Genomic DNA, 18,466 nt, shown 5'->3' with positions numbered 1-18,466 from the left:
TTGCTCCTTCACGGCTTAGCCGCGCGCCCACAGGCGAAATCGTTGGATGGGCGTCGGGCGAAGTTCGCGCACCGCACCGCGTGAGAAATAACGTTCGACGTAATACTGCAACACCGACAGCACGGTGGTGATGACCAGATACCACACCGCCGCCACCATCAGCAGCGGGATCACCTGCTGCGTCCGGTTGTAAATCACCTGCACGGTGTAAAACAGCTCCGGCATCGACAGCACATAAACAATCGACGTGCCTTTTGCCAGGCTTATCACTTCGTTAAAACCGGTCGGGATAATCGCCCGCAGCGCCTGCGGCAGAATAATGCGAAACGTGCGGCGGTAACCCGGCAGGCCGAGCGCCGCCGCGGCTTCGTGCTGGCCGTGTTCCACCCCTAAAATACCGCCACGGATGATCTCGGCGGTGTAGGCCGACTGCACCAGCGACAGGCCGAGCACCGCGACGGAGAACTGATCCAGCAGATCGACGGTCGGGTGGCTGAAGAACTCAATCGAGGTAAAAGGAATGCCGAACGACAAGCTGTCGTACAGATAGGAAAAGTTGTAGAGAATGATCAACACCAGCAGCAACGGCAGCGAGCGGAACAGCCAGATATAACCCCAGGCCAGTGCGTTCAGCAGGTAAGATTTCGACAAGCGGGCCAGCGCCAGCGCGGTGCCGAAGATAATGCCAAACAGCGTACCGAGCAGCGTCAGCAACAGCGTTTTCGCCAGTCCCTGCAAAATTGCCGGCTCGAAAAACCACTGGCGGAATACCGACCACTCCCAGCGCGGGTTGGTGGCAATCGACTGGACGATCACCAGCAGAATAAACAGCGAGAACACCGCCCCGACCAGCCGCAGCGGGTAGCGGGCGGGGACGACTTTCAGCGGTGGCTCATCGTTTTGGCGAAGCGGGATTTCAGTCATACACGTTCTCCGCCACGTTCAGCGCCGCGGCGTGTGTCACCGGCAGCGCCTTGGTAAAGGGCAATCTGCCGTCATACGGCGGCAGTGAGTAGACCACCGGATCCACGCGGGTATCGAACTGCGGCTGATAGCCGTTGGAAAGGTATAACCCGACGGCTTCGGTCTGGCGGAAACCGGTGGTCAGAAACAGCTGGCGGTAACCTAATGCCTGCGCCCGCTGTTCCAGCTCAATCAGGATTTTTTGTGCCAGACCCTGACGGCGCAGGGTGCGGTCGGTCCAGATGCGTTTGAGTTCAGCGGTCTCGGCGTCATAGCGTTTGAATGCGCCCATCGCAATGGGCACGCCTTCACGCAGTAACACAATAAACACCCCGTCCGGCGGCGCGTAATAGCTCAGCGGCTCCTGTTCCTGTTCGCCAAAATAGTCACCGTAACGGGCGCGGTATTCGCCGAACAAGCCGTCGATCACCGGGGCGATCAGCGGATCATCCGGCAGGGTTTGTATGAAAATATCCTGGCTCATGGTCGGCTCCTGCTGAGCGTGATGGTTAGTCGCCGAGACCCGGCGGGTTGATTTCAGAGTGGTCGATTTTCTCGACGCTCTCGCCCCAGCGGTCCAGTACTTTCAGGTAGCTGCCGCTGGCGATGGCGCTGTTGAGCGAGGCCTGCACCGCATCTACCAGTCCGTTGCCTTTCTTCAGCGTCACCGCGATGTTGGCGGTTTTCGGCCAGCCACCGGCGACGGTACCGACCAGCACGGTTTTGCCGGTCAGCAGTGATTTATACGCGCCGGTGACGTTCGGCCCGAAGGTGGCGTCGGCGCGGCCAGACTGAATCGCCAGCGTGGCGGCGGCGTCATCGGTGACATATTGCGGCTGGAAGGGCGCCAGACCTTTGGCCTGATTCTCTTTATCCCAGGCCAGCAGAATGGCTTCCTGATTGGTGCCGGAACCGACGATGATTTTCTTACCGGCGATATCCGGTGCGGAGGTAATGGATTTAATTTTGCTGCCGGTTTTCACGTAGAAGCCCAGCGTATCCTGACGGTAGGTGGCAAAATCGAATTTGGTTTTGCGCTCTTTGGTGACGGTAATGTTGTAGATGGCGGCGTCATATTTGCCGGAGGTAACGCCAAGCGGCCAGTCTTCCCACGAAGCGGGTACCACTTTGAGTTTCAGCCCCAGGCCGTCGGCCACCAGACGGGCGATGTCCGCTTCGCTGCCGATCACCGTTTTGTTGTCACGGGCAAACAGCCCGAACGGCGGTGCGCTGCCTAAGACGGCCAGCGCCACGGTCAGCGTGCCGGGCTCCACAAACTTAAAGTTGGCCGGAATTTTTGCCGCCGCTTCCGCACTCTTTGGTGTGTTAATCGGCGTTTCATTGGCGATCAGGTCAATGCCCGGTGCGGCATTGGCTACCCCGGAGAAAAGGACCACGGCGGCCACTGCGGTTAATTTAGCTAATTTAGCGCTATGCATCATTTTTGTTATTATCCCTTATTGTTTTATCGGTCTTAGCAGGTGTTGAATTCACTATTCCCGAGCGCTGAGGGGATGTAAAACAACAAAATTAAATAACTAAACTGATAAAAGGCAAATAAGGGGGCTGAAAATTTTGTCCATAAAAAATAAAGGGAAAGGCGAATTACAGGGAAAGGAAGGAATTAATGGCGGCGTAAAAGGGCGGCGGGTTAGCAGGCTGCTAGAGTGACCTGAAGGTGACCAGAACCGGCACCTTCAGGTTTACGGGCTATTACATCAACGCAGGGCTACAGGGACTCGGCATTAGCAGCACGAACCGCCTGGAGCACCCGGGTTTTCAGTTGGAAAAAATCCTGACTGTCGCGCAAAGACAGCGTTCTTTGGCTACCCAGCAGGGCGGTGACATCGATATCCTCCAATATGCGAGTCGGGCGGGATGAAAAAATCACGATACGGTCGGCAAGAAATACCGATTCTTCAACATCATGAGTGACGAAAATAACCGTCCGTGACTCCTCACTTTGTATTTTCCGCAGTTCCAGTTGTAACTGTTCACGCCGTTGTGCATCCAGCGCGCCAAAAGGCTCATCCATCAGCAGAATTTCTGAACCTGCCGCCAATGTTCTGGCGATGGCTACCCGCTGGCGCATGCCGCCGGATATTTTCGCCGGGTAAACGTCGGCAAAATCGCTTAATCCCACCAGCGCTAAATAGTGTGCGGTGCGTTTTTGCACGGTCTGCTTATCGAATTTCGAGTTATAACGCATCCCGAAAGCGACATTCTGCGCCACAGTCATCCAGGGAAACGAGGAGTAGGATTGGAAAACCATGCCGCGCCGTGAATCGGGCTGACTGATCATTTCGCCCTCGAGGCGGATTTCACCCTGAGTGGGTGTATCCAGCCCGCCTGACATGCGCATTAAGGTGGTTTTTCCGCAGCCCGAGGGGCCAAGAAAAACCGTAAACTGGCCTTTAGGAATAGCCAGATTAAACGGCTGCACGACCACCGGTAAGTCACCAAACTGTTTGGTGACACGATCAAAAACCAAATACTCTGCTGACATGGCAATATCCCGGTATCACTGATAGTGGAAGAGGCGGCGATGGAGGGAGCGCATTAGCTGATCGCTCACCATGCCGATGATGCCAATAACAAAAACACCAGCCATCATTTGATCGGTTTGCATATAACGCCGGGCATTCCAGATAATAAAGCCCAGGCCGCTGTCGGAGGCGACAATTTCGGCCAGAATCAAATACGTCCAGCACCAGCCAAGCATTACCCGCAGATTATTGAATAATGAAGGCAGCATGGTAGGCCAGATAATGTCTTTAATAATCTGCCAGGGTTTGGCCCCCAGTGTTTTTGCCATTTCAATGAATTCATCGGGTACCCGGTTGGCATCCTCGACCACCAGCAAAATTAATTGAAAGAAAGTGCCCAGCCACAGCAGAAATATCTTGGTCTCCTCGCCAATACCAAACCAGATAATACTGATGGGAACCAGCGCAGGCGTCGGCAAGTAGCGAATGAAATCATTCACCGGCTCCAGTGCGGCATTAATGACCGGATAGCTGCTCATTAATAATCCCAGTGGCACGGCCATTACCACTGAAAGGGTGAACGCCAGTAATATTCGCTCGATGGATATCCCCGCATTACCCAGCAAATTCTGCTGTATTAACAGCGTATTAAGACTGCTCAGAATGGCGACCGGAGAGGGCAGGAATATCGGATCCAGCCAGCCCAGCCAGGACGATATCTGCCACCCGGCGAGCAATAACACGCTGGTGCTGATGCCAATCACCACTTTTTCAGTGCGGGTCAACGTCCCCCGCAGTGAAAAATCTATCTGCAGGAAGCCCATTAGTGCAGATCCGAGTCTGAGATGTTATTGACCACCGATGTGTCGATCGATTTTTGGGCGGATAACAGGCTATCGGCGGCTTTATTTTCGACATTGAGTTGCATCAGCGAGTCAAAAATCTGATAAGCCGGCCCCGGATTTTGGGTTTCACCTAAATATTTTTTGACCTCTGCCAGATTGGTATAGGCGAGACTGCCGTCGATACTGTCTTTAAAGTCTTTGTCACTCAGGCCGAAATGCGGCGCTGCCAGATGAATAAAGTTTGTCGGGTTCTGTTGGTAATAAGCCACGGCTTTGTAGATCCCAATCAGGAAATCACGATAGGCGACGGGATCAGCCTGTAGCTTCTTCTGGTTAACGATCATCACATCAACGATGGTGCCGGGATAGGCTGCTGAGGAAACAATAATATGAGCACCTCGTTTTTTCTGTAATTCCACCGCTTTATTCATAAACGGCTGGAAGGTACCAATAGCGCTAACGTGCGGATCAGCAAATACAGACAGCGCGTCGGAGCCGGAGGTTTGTTTAATGTTCAGATCGTTATAGCTCATGCCGGCTTTCTTTAATTCCAGCTCCAGCAGTAAATAGGCTGGAATGTCATTTTCGATGGCAACAGTTTTGCCTTTCAGGTCTGCCACCGTTTTCACCGAACCCTCGGCGACGACGCCATCGCCGCCGGTGGATTCATCAATAGTACCGATGATCACGCCCGGCGTTGAGGCGGTTCTTGGACGTCGCTGATAGTCATCGATGGTGCGCATATCAACTTCCACATCACCGGCGGTGATGGCGGCCATGGCATCGGACTGCGCGTCGTCAAACTTCACATCCACTTTTAGTCCCAGTTTTTTGAAATACCCTAAATCACTGGCAACAAATACCGGTGCAAAACCTGACCAGTTATTACAGATAACGCGCATCTCTTTCTCTGCCGCATTAGCCGACGGCGTCGCTGAACAAGCAGCCATAATAAAAGAAGCGGAAAGAAGGGCCTGAGTTAATTTGCTTTTCTTCAACATGCTGTATTCCTCATTATTCGCGGTGATATAGACTCGTCATAGCGGAAAATACGTGCGGGGGATCCCCCTGCGCTTAGCCGTATTTCGATGTCTGTGGCTTATCCAGGTTTTGATGAAACATCGCGCAGAAAGTTATTTACTCTGCGCAGGATTGGCATCACCAACCCAGCGGTTCATCCCGACATCAATGGTGAGAGACTTGTTATACATCGCGCGATAAAACGGCAGGCGTTGCGCTGCTTGCTCCATTAAGGCGTCGCGTTGAGTGCTTAACCGGGCAAATAATTCCCGTGCTTCTTTACGTAATGCGGCTTCATCAAGGGTTAATAATTGGCCATCGCGCATGACAACCTCACCCGCCACCATCGTCATCACAACCGCTCGGCTGGCGTCGGCATAGACCAGCTGGCGGGGCAGATCATTGAGGGGCGTAAACGGCAGTGAGTCGAGGTCGAGCATGATCAGATCAGCGGCATAACCCACCTGTAAACGACCTAACTCATCTTCCTGCAACATGGCCGCTGCACCGCCGTGAAACATGCTGTTAAGGATTTCATCGGCTTTTGGCCAGTGGTCGGGGTTGGCATCTCCCTGAGTGTGGATGAGCGCTGCGGTTTTCATCACTGACCACAAATTCACGCTGTCATCGGCGATGATCTCATCGGAACCCAGCGCAATAGTGACGCCGGCCTTGGCGAGACGGTGGAAGGGCATCACGCCGCTGCCAAGTCGCAAGTTACTGATAGGATTGTGAATAACTTTAGCCCCGGTACGGGCCAGACAGGCGATGTCCTCGTCATCAATCCACACCGCGTGGATAACATTCATGCGCTCAGACAGCAGGCCAAGGTCATCCACATAACGGATTAATGAACGTTTTTGCAGGCAAACTTCTCCAAACACCCGCTGCAGGCGTGTTTCCAGCATATGGATATAAAAAGGTAAGCCATATTGTTTGCTTAGATTGTCCAATTCCCGCAGGTATTCTGGTGTGACCCGTTGTGGCGCGGAGCAGGATACCGCCGCACGTAAACGGCCATTTTCCTGACCATGCCAGCGTTGAATGAACTGGTGGTAATACTCCAGTAACGCTTTGGCTGACATCGGCGGCGGGGTCAGGAGTTGGGCTTTGAGTTCAGGTGGAACTAACTCTGATAAGAAGGGTAATTTTTGCAGTTCGGGCACTTCAGTCTGATCAAGGGCGACGCTGGCACGGATCCCGCTGTCACGGTAAGCCGACATCACGGCGTCAATCTCGGCGGCCGACGGGCAAGGAAGGAAGAATGCATCGTCCTGCACTGCCGTGACACCCAGCTTGAGCATTTCAGCACAACCTAACAGCGTACGGATATAGGCGGTGCGGGCATTGACTGCCGCATCCTTGCCTTCCGGCACTTCATACAGCATGAACAGCTCAAGCGGCAGGCTGTCGAGCATGCCCTTTAAAAAGTTAGCAGGAGAGTGGAAATGGGCGTTGATCAACCCCGGCATCACCAGATGTCCGTGGGCCTCAATGACCTGGGTTTCAGCGTCAATGTGTGCACTAAGATCGGCATCTATGGCCTGAATCACCCCGTTCTTAATCAGAATGTCAGCACAAAGCCATTCCGGGCGGGCGGGATCGAAAGTCAGGAGTCGGGCACAACGTATAACGGTCTGTGAATCATGGGGATTATTGACTGGGCGTGATGACATTACTGCCTGCCCAACCGGATTTTCGCTCATGGCGATAACCTCTCTGTGGACGGGCACGCCAACCCAGATCTTTCACTACTGTTGTCGTAGCAAAGCGCGCTTCAACGAAACAATATCGCGCTTCCCTGAGGATGACAACATGGTCATTCATAGGGTTTTTGTATGATGTTTGAAGCAGAAATTAATCTGTATCAGAGAGGGGGAGTATTTTAATACTCTTTGATATTCATTGGGTTAAAAGGGGAGCGTTTAAAGGACTCTGTGGCGTCGGGTCAGAGGTTAAGCTTATTTAAACCACGCGCAGGTAAAACCAGCCCGGGGGGGCCGGTTTCGCCGTGTATGGATTTTTTCTATTTATCCTTTAATTCATTCAGCGCTTTTTCCGCTAATTGCTGGAAATAAACGGCTGCTGGATAAATGGCTTTTTCATTCGGATTAAATTTAGGATGATGTAAGCCGAATTCGCTGGCCGAACCGATGCTGACAAATGCGCCGGGGACATGATGCAGATAATGCGCGAAGTCTTCGCCACCCATTTGTGGCTCCGACAGTTCAACGTTATACCCCGCCTCACGGGCGGCTTCGCTGGCAAATTCGGCCCAACGCGGAGTATTGACGACGGCGGGTGGGCCGGGGAACCAGAACAGTTCGGCTTCGGCCCCCAGTGCCTGGGCTACGCCGGTTATCACCTGACGGATTTTCTCCGGCACCTGTTCGCGGATCTGTGCATTGTGGGTGCGCACCGTGCCTTCGAGGTAGACCTCCTGTGGCAGCACATTCCACGTATTGCCGCCCTCAATGCGGGTGACGCTGACCACCACCGACTCTTGAGTGCTGAAGTGGCGGCTGACCAGGGTTTGCAGAGCGGTGACGATGTGGCTGGCGGTGACAATGCTGTCGATACCGTCTTCCGGGTGTGCGGCGTGCGCGCCTTTGCCGGTGACGGTTATCTGGAAGCGGTCAACGTTGGCATAGAACGCCCCCCCTTTGGTGGAGAAGGTGCCGACCGGCAACTGCGGCGCATTGTGCAGGCCAAAAATGGCATCGACATTGTTGAGCGCTCCGGCCTCAATCAGTTGCAGTGCGCCGTTAAAACGCTCTTCGGCAGGCTGGAAGAATAACCGCACACGGCCCTTCAGTTCAGCTTCCCGCGCTTTCAGCAGGTAAGCCGCGCCGAGGATCACCGAGGTGTGGAAATCATGGCCGCAGGCGTGCATCACGCCCGCCTGTTGCGAACTGAACGGTACGCCGGAAATTTCGTGAATCGGCAGCGCGTCGATATCACCGCGCAGCGCCACCAGCGGGCCGTCCTGCGGGCCAATTTCAGCCACCACGCCGGTCTTCAGGCCTAAGTCCAGAATGCGAATACCAGCCTGGTTCAGCCAGGCGGTAATACGTTTGGTGGTAGCGAATTCGTGATTCGACAACTCCGGGTTCTGATGCAGTTCACGACGATGGGCGATCAGTCGTTCCTCAAGAGAGGCGGGCGTGTGCGATGTGGCGCCGCGTATTTCGTCGGCAGAGTAAAGGCTCATATTTTTTACGTCCTATTCTATTAATCAGCAGGAGCTGGCAGGAGATCGAATGCTCGGTTTAATCCTGAACGGTTTCCCCCGCTTTACTAAATATCCTCTGGTTATCATTTATATCTTTTCGTATATCTTTTTGGGTTTATTGCCCTGAATGTCATTAGCTAATTAATGACATTAGAACGACGGTTTTTATATTTAGCTTGCGGCAACTTGTATGAAATTCTTTTCGTATCTTATCGCCAAGCGATTATTACGGAGCCTGAACATGAGCCAATTCCCTGAATCAACTAAACGTTCTGCCAATAAAAAAAGCATAAAACTGGGCCTGATGCTGCACGGTGCCGGTGGTCATATGAATTCATGGCGACATGAAAAAGCGCCGGCGGACGCCAGCGTGAATTTCCCCTATTTTCGCGAACTGGCGCTGAAGGCCGAAGCCGCCAATTTCGACTTCCTGTTTGTGGCGGACGGGCTGCACATCAATGAAAAATCCCTGCCACATTTTCTCAACCGCTTTGAGCCGGTGGCGCTGCTGTCGGCGCTGGCCTCGGTGACGGATCGTATTGGTCTCGCGGGCACTATTTCCACCTCCTACAGTGACCCGTTCACCGTGGCACGCCAGCTGGCGAGTATCGACAATATCAGTCACGGCCGCGCGGGCTGGAACGTAGTGACCTCACCGCTGGCGGGTTCGGCGAAAAACTTCGGTAAAGACCATCCGGAACATGCGCTGCGCTATCAGATTGCCGAAGAGTACATCAGCGTGGTGCAGGGGTTGTGGGACTCATGGGAAGACGATGCCTTTATCCGTGACCGTGAAAGCGGGGTGTTTTTCGACGCCGCCAAACTGCATAAGCTCAACCATCAGGGGCAATTTTTCTCGGTGGAAGGGCCGTTGAATATTAAGCGTTCGCAACAGGGCCAGCCGGTGATTTTCCAGGCCGGTGCTTCTGAAGCGGGCATCGCGCTGGCGGGGAAATCTGCCGACGCGGTCTTTACCAATGCGCGTACGCTGGAGGAAGCCAAAGAGTATTCTGCCAAATTGCAGGCACAGGTGGCGAAAAATGGGCGTCAGCCGGTGGGGATTTTCCCCGGTATCAGCCCGATTGTTGGCGCGACCGAAGCCGAGGCTGAAGCCAAATATCAAACGCTGCTGTCACTGATTTCCGTTGACGATGCGCTGGCCTATCTCGGGCGTTTCTTTGACCATCACGACTTTTCGCAGTACCCGCTCGACGCGCCGTTCCCGGACGTCGGCGATCTCGGGCAGAACACCTTCCGTTCGACCACCGATCAAATCAAACGACTGGCGAAGGAGCACAACCTGACGCTGCGCGATGTGGCCTTCCAGACCACGTTGCCTAAGGGGGAGTTTTTCGGCACGCCGGAGCAGGTGGCCGACACCTTTATCCGTTGGGTCGAAGAGGGCGGTGCCAGCGGGTTTATCATCAGCGGACCGGTGCTGCCTGAAGCGCTGGAGGACATCACGCGCTTAGTGCTGCCGGTGCTGGCCGAACGGGGCTACTGGCACCCGGCGACGGAGAGCCAAACGCTGAGAGAACGCCTGGATATTCCTTACAAAGTGAACCGTTATTCACAGAAGAACGATGTACGCCAAAAAATAGCGGTCGGTTAATCTTTTGTTAATAAGTTTATCTTATATTTTTCACTGCTATTGATATGAGTTTTTGTTCGTAGTACCGTTGTGTGGCCTGTGTAATCCTCTGCTTTACAAGATAAAAACGTCCGCAGGCATGCAGTTTGCGGAATACCCTTTTTTGCCGTTTTGGCAGTCCTTGATAAGGAAAACACATGGCCCGTAATGCCCGCCCTTTGTCCTCACTTTCCGCGCTGGCTCTGCTGGTTTTTAGCAGCGTCGCCGCTTTCGCGGCCCACGCGGACCAACTGGCAGATATCAAAAAAGCCGGTGTTATTAATGTCGCGACTTTTGACTCCAACCCGCCGTTCGGTTCGGTGGATGCTAAAACCCATGACATCGTGGGCTACGATGTGGATTTCGCCAAAGCGCTGGCCAAATCCCTGGGCGTGAAGCTGAAGCTGGTGCCGACCAACCCGGCTAACCGCATTCCGCTGTTGCAGTCTGGCAAGGCTGACATCATCGTTGCGGACATTACTATCACGCCGGAACGCGCCAAAGTGGTGGATTTCTCGGTACCGTATTTCGTGACCGGCCAGCAGTTCCTGGTCCCGGCGGGTTCGCCTGACAAGCTGGACGCTTACGCGACGGCACGCATTGGCGCAGTCAAGGGCACCACCGGTGAACAGGAGTTGCATAATCGCTTCCCGCAGTCACGTGTGCTGTCGTACGACGACATTCCGCTGGCGCTTTCTGCTCTGCGTAGCGGCAATGTGCAGGCGATCACGCAAGACAGCACCATTCTGGCCGGATTGCTCGATGGCGCGCCGGACAAGGCCAAATACAAAGTCTTGCCTGAGCTGCTGAGCAAAGAAGAGATTGGCGTTGGGGTGAAAAAAGGGGAAACCAACCTGCTGAAAGCCGTCAATGCTGAGTTGCTGAATCTGGAAAAAACCGGGGATGCGGCCAAGATTTATAACGTCTGGTTTGGACCGCAGACTAAATCACCGCAACCGCGTTTGTTTAAGATCGAAGCAAAATAATCAGGCAGGCACCTTATGCAGCAACCCTCTTTAACAACCGCAGACTCGTCTGCGGTTTTTTCGTCTCCAGCGTCTGACGGCAAACCGGTCGCGGTTGAGTTTCGTCAGGTCAGCAAATATTTTGGCCCCCATCAGGTGATTAGCGGTGTTGATCTGAGTGTTGCCGCCGGAGAAGTTGTGGCCGTTTGTGGTCCGTCCGGGTCGGGAAAATCAACCCTGATCCGTCTGATTAACCATCTGGAGACGCTGACCGACGGCGAGATTTTCGTTCACAATCAGCCTACCTCCGGGCTGAGTGGCAAGGCGCTGCGCGAGTTACGCACCCACATCGGTTTCGTGTTTCAGCAGTTCAATCTTTATGCCCATCTGAACGCGCTGGACAACGTCAGTCTGGCGCTGGTGAAAGTCCACGGCTGGAAGCAGGCGCAGGCGCGGCAAAAGGCCCGTGAGCTGTTGGAACGCGTAGGGCTGGCGGACCGCGCACATCATTTTCCCTCTCAGCTCTCCGGTGGGCAGCAGCAGCGGGTGGCTATCGCCCGTGCACTGGTGACCGATCCGAAAATTATCCTGTTCGATGAGCCGACCTCGGCCCTTGACCCGGAGATGATCGGCGAAGTCCTGCAGGTGATGCAGGCATTGGCGCACAGCGGGATAACAATGATCGTGGTGACTCATGAGATGAGTTTTGCCCGTGAAATTGCTGACCGCGTGGTGTTTATGGATGGCGGGGAAATCCTCGAACAGGCAGACCCTGAAAGCTTCTTTACCCGTCCGGCCCATCCGCGAGCGCAACGCTTTTTGCAGAAAGTCCTGTTCCCGTTACAGGCGGCGACCGGGAGGGAAGGCTGATGGCGTGGCATCTTGACTGGGCCGGGGTATTAACTGGCCAGCCGCTACAGTGGATTATCTCCGGCTTTCTCACCACGCTTTACGTGACACTGGCGGGCAGCGTGCTGGCGACGTTATTGACGCTGGTGTTACTGGCGCTGCGACTGGCGCCGGGCCGCGCCGGGCGCAGCATTGTGGCGGTGTATGTCTCTATTTTTCGCAATACGCCGTTGCTGGTACAGCTGCTGTTTTGGTACTTCGCTGTTTATGGCGCACTGCCGCAGGCGCTGAGGATGTACATCGGCGATGTGCATCCGTGGGCAGTTTTGCCGGTGAATGTCTCATGGCTGACGCCGGAGTTTCTCTGCGCCGCCTGGGGGCTGGCGCTGTTTAGCGCGGCATTTCTGCTCGAAGAGGTACAGGCCGGGTTGAACTCCGTACCTCATGGGCAGAGTGAAGCGGCATTATCACAGGGCTTCGGCCGCTGGGCGATGCTGCGTTATGTGCTGTTGCCGCAGGGGCTGATAAACGCCTGGCAGCCAATCACCGGGCAGTATCTCAACCTGATGAAACTCTCGTCGCTGGCGACCGGTATTGGTTTCTCCGAACTGACCTATCAGATCGGCCAAATCGAAAGCTACAACGCCCATGCGCTGGAAGGTTTTGCCGTGGGTACGGTGCTCTATCTGCTGCTCGGTCTGGTGATGGGCTGGCTGATGATGGCGCTGGGACCACGGCGGCCAGGAAAACGCCAGCCGTTGCTGCTTGCCGCGGTGAAAGCGCAGGGAGACGGCCATGGAGTTTGATTACTCGGTACTGCACGACAACTTCACCTATCTGCTGTGGGGAAGGGTGGCAGACGGCGAGCCAGGCGGCGTGTTGCTGACGCTGATCATGGCGCTGTCTGCCGGTGCCATTGCGCTGCTTCTCGGGGTGCTGATGGCGGCACTGGCGTGGCGTTTTGGTGGCTGGACCCGGCGGGCGCTGTTCATCTGGGCCGACTTTATTCGCGGCATTCCGCTGATTTTTGTGATCTTCTGGCTCTACTTCCTGCTGCCCGTCGTCTTTGGCAGCTCGATGCCGGGCGCGCTGACGGTGATTTTGGCGCTGGCGTGGTTTACGTCGGCGGCGGTGATGCACTCGACGCTGGCCGGTCTGGAGTCGTTACCCGCCGGACAGAGCGAAGCGGGATTGGCCTCGGGTTTCAGTCAGTGGCAGGTACTGCGGGTATTGCTGTTACCTCAGGCCTGGCCGAACCTGCTGCCGTCCTACCTGGGGCTGCTGATTGCGCTGCTCAAAGACACGTCGCTGGCGTTTATCGTCAATGTCCCGGAGTTGACCACCGTAGCCGGGCAGGTTAATAACCGCGTGCAGATCTATCCGGCGGAGATTTTCCTGTTTATTGGCCTGATCTACTACCTGCTGTGCGCAGGGCTTGCGGCAATGGCCGGGAGATGGATGCGCGCGCGGGTCTGAAAGGAGCCCGCGACGCGCGTTTCTCCAGTTAAAAGACCCTGCTCATACCGCCCGTTATTAAGTGAGCGGTATGAGCGATTGCTTCGATTTTTTAAGCGCACAGAGCAACGCGTTTTTGTATAGATAATATCACCATGACGCCGGGAATATTATGTGTGGATAATAGTCTCGGTTATTTTGATCGTGTTGTTGAGTTGATTAATGATTAATGATTTTTGATTAATGATGTAAATAGGTGGCATAAAATCTCGTGGGTAAACAGTCAATGTGAGACGAGTAAAAAATGGCCTTAGATATTACTAAGGCCATGTGAAACACTGTGTTTTTATTAAACGTGCACAAAGGTCGTGGTTAATGACTGACTTTGACTGCTGTCTGCTGTGAGTACGACAGAGACTGTTTCTGCTGAGTTATCCACGATATTGATATTGGAAGGCAGTTGCCAAAAGCTATAAGTTATGACATTTGTTTTTGTATCACTAAAAACAGCATTTCCGCTTAGAGTTAACGTTAACTTAGCATTAGCCGAAATGTTATCCTGGGTAGGCTGTACATAAATGCTATTCGCTATCCCCGTTGCTGCCGGTGCCCCGGAAGTCACCGCCATTTTATACCTATCGACGCTTTGCATGGAGACGAAGCTAACCGTTGTACGTTGCTCAGCAATATTGTCATTGTCTGCTGAGAGTATTACCGTCACCCATGCAGTATCGCTACTGTAAATCTCAATCGGGGTCATGCTCCGTGCCGGTAAAATAAAGGTATCCATTGACTGGTTATTGGTGCGGAACATTCCCCCTCCGAGCAATTGCAGAGTAACGGTTGTTGCCTTATTAGAATAGAGGACCACCGTATTATTGGCTGAGTAGTCCTCGGCAGAGCTTGGCGCATGAGTGATCGGATACATCGTGATCTTCATACTGTTATCAAATGAGAGAGCCGTCGTAAATTCGCCCGCCAGGCCAGTCGACTGTACCGGTGACAGGGTGAAGTCTGAGGGAGCATCCTGACCCAGTACGAGTACCGGCTTCGCCAGATTATTATCCCAGCGTGCTGTCAGGGTAGTATTGGTCTCCCAGCTCGCCGTGCCATCGGCGTTGAGGGACCCCAGCTGAATCGGGATAGTGTGCACTGACTGGGTTTTATCAAATACGATGAATACCCCTGGCTGTGCGATACCGGCAACATAGGCCGCAGCAGTATAAAATGCCCGCGGCCAGCTCTGCGAAGCACTCAATACCGCGTTTTGGCTGGTATCCTGAGGTTGTAATTGCACCTCAACCACCACGTCGTTGTCCCCCAACACGATCCCGTTAATCGCCGCACTCGCCAGCGGATAATCTTTACTGATATCCGGCACGTCGGCATCACTGTAACTGTCGCGGTATTTACGATAGTCGTAAGTGCTACTTTGCGGATCAAACAACGTACTGCTCAACCAGTGTTTGCCGAAGAGCCGCAGTGAGTCGTATTGCCATAAATCAGCCAGAGTGCGTAATTCCACCACCTGATGCTCTTCCAACGGCTGAGGTGTGCCGCCATAGTTTACCTGCGGGTACAGGGCTGGATTAAGGACAACTCTCGAGTCAGCAATGGCCATATTCCAGCTTCCATCGTCCAACTGAGTAGCAGCACTTAATTGCAGGGTTGCTGGCCAGTCATCGCCGGGAGTGAACGTCGGCACGCCATTTTCCAGATTGGCACTCAGGGTCGTCGTACCGGTTTGGGTAAAATACCCACTGCCGTTCAGACTGCCATAACTCAGGGTGATTTGCTGGCTGTCGCCTGAGGCCGGTAATATCGCGAGCAACCCAGACTCGCGGGTACTGGCGAAGGTGTAGAAGGCCTGAGGATAGGGTTGGGTCATTATCCACGCGCTGCTATTGTCTTTCTGAGTAATGATCATCAGCTGGACAATCACATCAGTATTGTCCAGCGACAGCAGGTTTACCGGCGTACTGCCGGTAAAGGAGGTGGCAAAATCGGCGACATCGGCAGTCAGTAACTGCTCCTTGTAGCCGCTATAGGCATAGCTTGCGTTAGTCGGGCTAAAGGAGGAGTAAATAAATGCTGGCATAGTGGACAGCTTGAGAGAGTGATAAGTCCAGCCAATACCACTATTAAGCTGTGTCAGTGTGTGGGGCAATAGAATTTTTGATGACCCGGTGAAGCCAGTGCCGGTGTAGAGTGTGCCGGTATTCGCCGCAGTGCCTGCGCTCAGCGTCAGCAGCCAACTGCCATCGTTCTGTTTCGCAGGGATACCAAAGCGCCAACCGATCGGCAAACTACTCGAGCCAGTGACCACCGGGGTGTTGCCATTCCATTCAATCGTAAGGCTACCGTTGCCCGTCCAGGTGGCGCTGCCACTCACGATTGAATAGTCGCCATACTGCACGGCGACGGTATTGCTGCTATTAAGCAGGAGTGAAAAAAAGCCTAATGCGCCGTCAATACCCTGCGCGGCAAAAGTGGTGAGCGGCACGCTGCTATTAGGGTAAGTTTGCGAGAATGCCAGCGCCACGGGGGCGTCGCGGCTGTCGACGCTGACAAATAGCACACCGACTTCTAACGGGTTAATGCCAAGGAACTGTAACGGAAACTCCGCCGTCGGATAGTGTGTGGGTAGATTGATTTGGTTGGTGCTGAGTAAACTCTCAATATGACCGCTAAAAGAGTAGCCCGGCGTTGCCGTGTCCGGTGCGCTCCAGACAAACAGTTGCATCGCGGAAATGCCCACGGATTTGTAATCCCAGATACCCACATCAGCGGCAAGAATACCCGCCTGAGCATTGCTCACTTGCAAAGGGGACCCGCTATAATTAACCCCAGTCCAAAGCGCTAATGAACGTGACGCCTCGACGTTAGTCGTTTTCTTTACATTATTCATGAGAGGTATCCTTAGCAGAAAGCGGGGAGGCAAATGTGATATTGCCTGTCACGGTAGAGGGAATGGATGACTGCGGCGCATTGATAGTAAAGGCGCTGAGTTCAGCGGTGCTATCAATAACATTGACCGAGGCACTGCGGGCATCAGACAGGTTGATCAATGCAATCTGTTTATAGCCTGGGATCGTCGCATTGCCTGTGACACTAAAAGTGACGCGGGTGATAGCGGGATTATCATCCATCCACACGTACAGGCTGTTCACCGTACTGCCGTTAGCGGATGCCCCGGTGGAGTAACCGTATTTGAGCAAACCGCCACTGCCGGTAAAATAATCGTTAAATACCATGGCTCCGGCGGCAAAGTTGGAAGCATTGGTAACATCGAAAGCCGATACGCCAACCGTACTGATCGCCATACAATAAACCGACAGGTTAACAAACCCAGCGACCGGTAGGTAACCGCGCCAGGCCTGCGTTCCGTCTGTAAAGTAGGCTTCTCGCGTACTCTGAAGGTTGACCTCGACTTCGGTGCCCGGAGCACCCGAAACGGTCACAACATTACAGGGACGAACAATATCAGCCGGGTTGCTCCAATAAGGGGCGCCTGATGTGGTTTTAATCTGAAAAACGGGTGTTTGTTCTGCCATAACGGTTACCTTTATGGAGGTTGAGTTCGCCATGCCGCCGGCCAGGAAAGTAGCCTGATATTGGCCCGTGGCGTAGCCGTTGCCAATGACGGTGATGTTGCTGGAAGGGATAGTTATCGTGACTTTTTGTACCTGGACTTCCTGCGCGGTTACAGTATGGATATCTGAGAAACCTGAGCCTGAGATAAGAGTAATGCCGTCGCTTTGATAGCCCTGCCAGTTGACGCTGATACCGTCGCCCTCGGCCATTCCCGGGTAACTGACTTGCATCGTCGTCCCGTCGGCGGCCTCACTGAACGTAATTCCATCATTACCGGCTTCTGGAAAGCTGGGAGCAGGCAGTAACTGGGTATGTAAGGTGTCGACATTGATCAGGGCCGCGGCGGAGACGCCTTGGGATCGATCGATAAAACTGACCCGGTAATAGGCCTGTCCTTCACCGATCCCAATGGGCGTGATCGCAGTACCAGGAACAGAGGTGGTAAATCCTGATATAAGATCAGCGGCAACCACGATATGCGTATCGATATTAAACGCCTTGGGAACGAGCGTTCCCTTCACTTTCCCCTGCCAATAGATGGTGACGATATCGTTCACGCCCATCCCCGGGTAAGCCGGTATTGCCAGTGAAATACCGCTGCTGCTGGTCGCCTCGCTGGCATCAATCCAGCCATCGTTACCCTCAGGAAAAACCGGTGCCGGTAAGGTGACTTCCGTCATATTGACCTGTGCCTGAGCGATTTTTGAACTGATGGGGAGGTTGTGGTTAGCGGGTTGTACGGTATACCAGGCTGACGCCTGACCGACGCCAATCGCCGCAATAAAAGGGGGGACGATGGAGACCTTAAATCCCCCAGCGACTTCATTGGCCGTCACGACATGACTAAGGGTGACGACGCTGTCAGGAATGGTTTCTCCCGCGCTGTTCGCCCCAACCCAGGCTATCTGGAGGGTGTCATTTTCCGCAATGCCGTTATAAGCCGGTACGGCGATCGTTGTGCCGTCCGAGATGGCGCTGCCGCTTAAAATATTATTAATGGCTTCAGGGAAGGTCGGTGCGGCTAAGACTCCGCTGGCATCGCGTTGTACCAACGCAGTGACAATTGATGATGCCGCGATATTTTGCGCCGCATCCATACGGATATACTGCACGGGGTAACTGCCATTCGGCACCAGTGACGCAGGAATAATGGTTTTCCAGGGGAAAAAATCAGACGGGGTATTGGTATCAATATAGAGAATATTAGCCTGAATCCCATTCCAGTAGAGCGTCAGATAATCCCCTATGGCGGCGTGTGCTGATTTTGATATCACAATCAGTACCCCAGGGGGATCCAGTTCATTCAGATCCTGATAGGTAATGACTCCATCAAGAGTCATTTGCGGAAGGTCAGGGAGCGCCAGTGTCGTCGTACTTGTTAGTGGCATATTTTCTCTCCGACACAACCACACCATCCAATAAAGGAT

Annotated in this window: 15 protein-coding genes; 5 read left to right on the top strand and 10 right to left on the bottom strand. The window is 53.9% G+C overall.

Annotated features, from left to right (window positions below; genetic code table 11):
* Positions 1-15: 15 nt before the first annotated feature.
* The 8 genes from EAH77_RS01965 to EAH77_RS01930 all read right to left on the bottom strand — a co-directional run bounded on the left by EAH77_RS01965 (position 16) and on the right by EAH77_RS01930 (position 8,525).
* Positions 16-924 carry an amino acid ABC transporter permease gene (locus EAH77_RS01965; RefSeq protein WP_140470114.1) on the bottom strand — a complete coding sequence of 303 codons (909 nt, stop codon included), beginning with the start codon at positions 922-924 and terminating at the stop codon, positions 16-18.
* Complete coding sequence (locus tag EAH77_RS01960) at positions 917-1,447, bottom strand: GNAT family N-acetyltransferase (RefSeq protein ID WP_140470113.1); 531 nt, start codon at positions 1,445-1,447, stop codon at positions 917-919. Before EAH77_RS01960 ends, EAH77_RS01965 begins: the two co-directional genes overlap by 8 nt.
* Before the next feature lie 25 nt (positions 1,448-1,472).
* Positions 1,473-2,405, bottom strand: a complete 933-nt coding sequence (locus EAH77_RS01955; RefSeq protein WP_140470112.1) for an ABC transporter substrate-binding protein — start codon at positions 2,403-2,405, stop codon at positions 1,473-1,475.
* A 287-nt stretch (positions 2,406-2,692) separates the two neighbouring features.
* Entirely contained in the window at positions 2,693-3,469 is a 777-nt protein-coding gene (locus EAH77_RS01950; RefSeq protein ID WP_194150466.1) for an ABC transporter ATP-binding protein, read from the bottom strand.
* Positions 3,470-3,484: 15 nt separating this feature from the next.
* Positions 3,485-4,234, bottom strand: coding sequence for an ABC transporter permease (locus EAH77_RS01945; protein ID WP_161985758.1), 750 nt, complete (start codon positions 4,232-4,234; stop codon positions 3,485-3,487).
* A gap of 38 nt (positions 4,235-4,272) precedes the next feature.
* Positions 4,273-5,295 (bottom strand): ABC transporter substrate-binding protein, encoded by a 1,023-nt coding sequence (locus EAH77_RS01940; RefSeq protein ID WP_206664874.1) that lies wholly within the window; start codon positions 5,293-5,295, stop codon positions 4,273-4,275.
* A gap of 132 nt (positions 5,296-5,427) precedes the next feature.
* Positions 5,428-7,020, bottom strand: a complete 1,593-nt coding sequence (locus EAH77_RS01935; RefSeq protein ID WP_206664873.1) for an amidohydrolase family protein — start codon at positions 7,018-7,020, stop codon at positions 5,428-5,430.
* A 320-nt stretch (positions 7,021-7,340) separates the two neighbouring features.
* On the bottom strand, positions 7,341-8,525 hold the full coding sequence (locus tag EAH77_RS01930) for a M20 peptidase aminoacylase family protein (RefSeq protein ID WP_140470109.1): 1,185 nt from the start codon (positions 8,523-8,525) through the stop codon (positions 7,341-7,343).
* Positions 8,526-8,787: 262 nt separating this feature from the next.
* On the opposite strand from EAH77_RS01930, the gene EAH77_RS01925 reads away from it, so the two are divergent.
* The 5 genes from EAH77_RS01925 (at position 8,788) to EAH77_RS01905 (ending at position 13,466) form a co-directional block, all read left to right on the top strand.
* Positions 8,788-10,158, top strand: a complete 1,371-nt coding sequence (locus EAH77_RS01925; protein WP_140470108.1) for an LLM class flavin-dependent oxidoreductase — start codon at positions 8,788-8,790, stop codon at positions 10,156-10,158.
* A 176-nt stretch (positions 10,159-10,334) separates the two neighbouring features.
* Complete coding sequence (locus EAH77_RS01920; RefSeq protein WP_140470107.1) at positions 10,335-11,162, top strand: ABC transporter substrate-binding protein; 828 nt, start codon at positions 10,335-10,337, stop codon at positions 11,160-11,162.
* 15 nt (positions 11,163-11,177) lie between these two features.
* Positions 11,178-12,011 carry an amino acid ABC transporter ATP-binding protein gene (locus tag EAH77_RS01915; protein WP_140470106.1) on the top strand — a complete coding sequence of 278 codons (834 nt, stop codon included), beginning with the start codon at positions 11,178-11,180 and terminating at the stop codon, positions 12,009-12,011.
* Complete coding sequence (locus tag EAH77_RS01910) at positions 12,011-12,796, top strand: amino acid ABC transporter permease (RefSeq protein WP_140470105.1); 786 nt, start codon at positions 12,011-12,013, stop codon at positions 12,794-12,796. Before EAH77_RS01915 ends, EAH77_RS01910 begins: the two co-directional genes overlap by 1 nt.
* On the top strand, positions 12,786-13,466 hold the full coding sequence (locus EAH77_RS01905) for an amino acid ABC transporter permease (RefSeq protein WP_140470104.1): 681 nt from the start codon (positions 12,786-12,788) through the stop codon (positions 13,464-13,466). The genes EAH77_RS01910 and EAH77_RS01905 overlap by 11 nt, the downstream gene beginning before the upstream one ends.
* Positions 13,467-13,794: 328 nt before the next feature.
* Here EAH77_RS01905 and EAH77_RS01900 read toward each other — a convergent pair whose 3' ends face one another.
* Positions 13,795-16,353 (bottom strand): hypothetical protein, encoded by a 2,559-nt coding sequence (locus tag EAH77_RS01900; RefSeq protein ID WP_140470103.1) that lies wholly within the window; start codon positions 16,351-16,353, stop codon positions 13,795-13,797.
* The gene (locus EAH77_RS01895; protein WP_140470102.1) at positions 16,346-18,427 is read right to left on the bottom strand and encodes a hypothetical protein; all 2,082 of its coding nucleotides are present in this window, start codon (positions 18,425-18,427) and stop codon (positions 16,346-16,348) included. Before EAH77_RS01895 ends, EAH77_RS01900 begins: the two co-directional genes overlap by 8 nt.
* Positions 18,428-18,466: the final 39 nt, after the last annotated feature.

It is taken from the genome of Ewingella americana, assembly GCF_006438725.1.
GTDB lineage: Bacteria > Pseudomonadota > Gammaproteobacteria > Enterobacterales > Enterobacteriaceae > Ewingella > Ewingella americana_A.
Note: the sequence above shows the minus strand (reverse complement) of the source record. Positions and strands in the feature narration are given on the sequence as shown.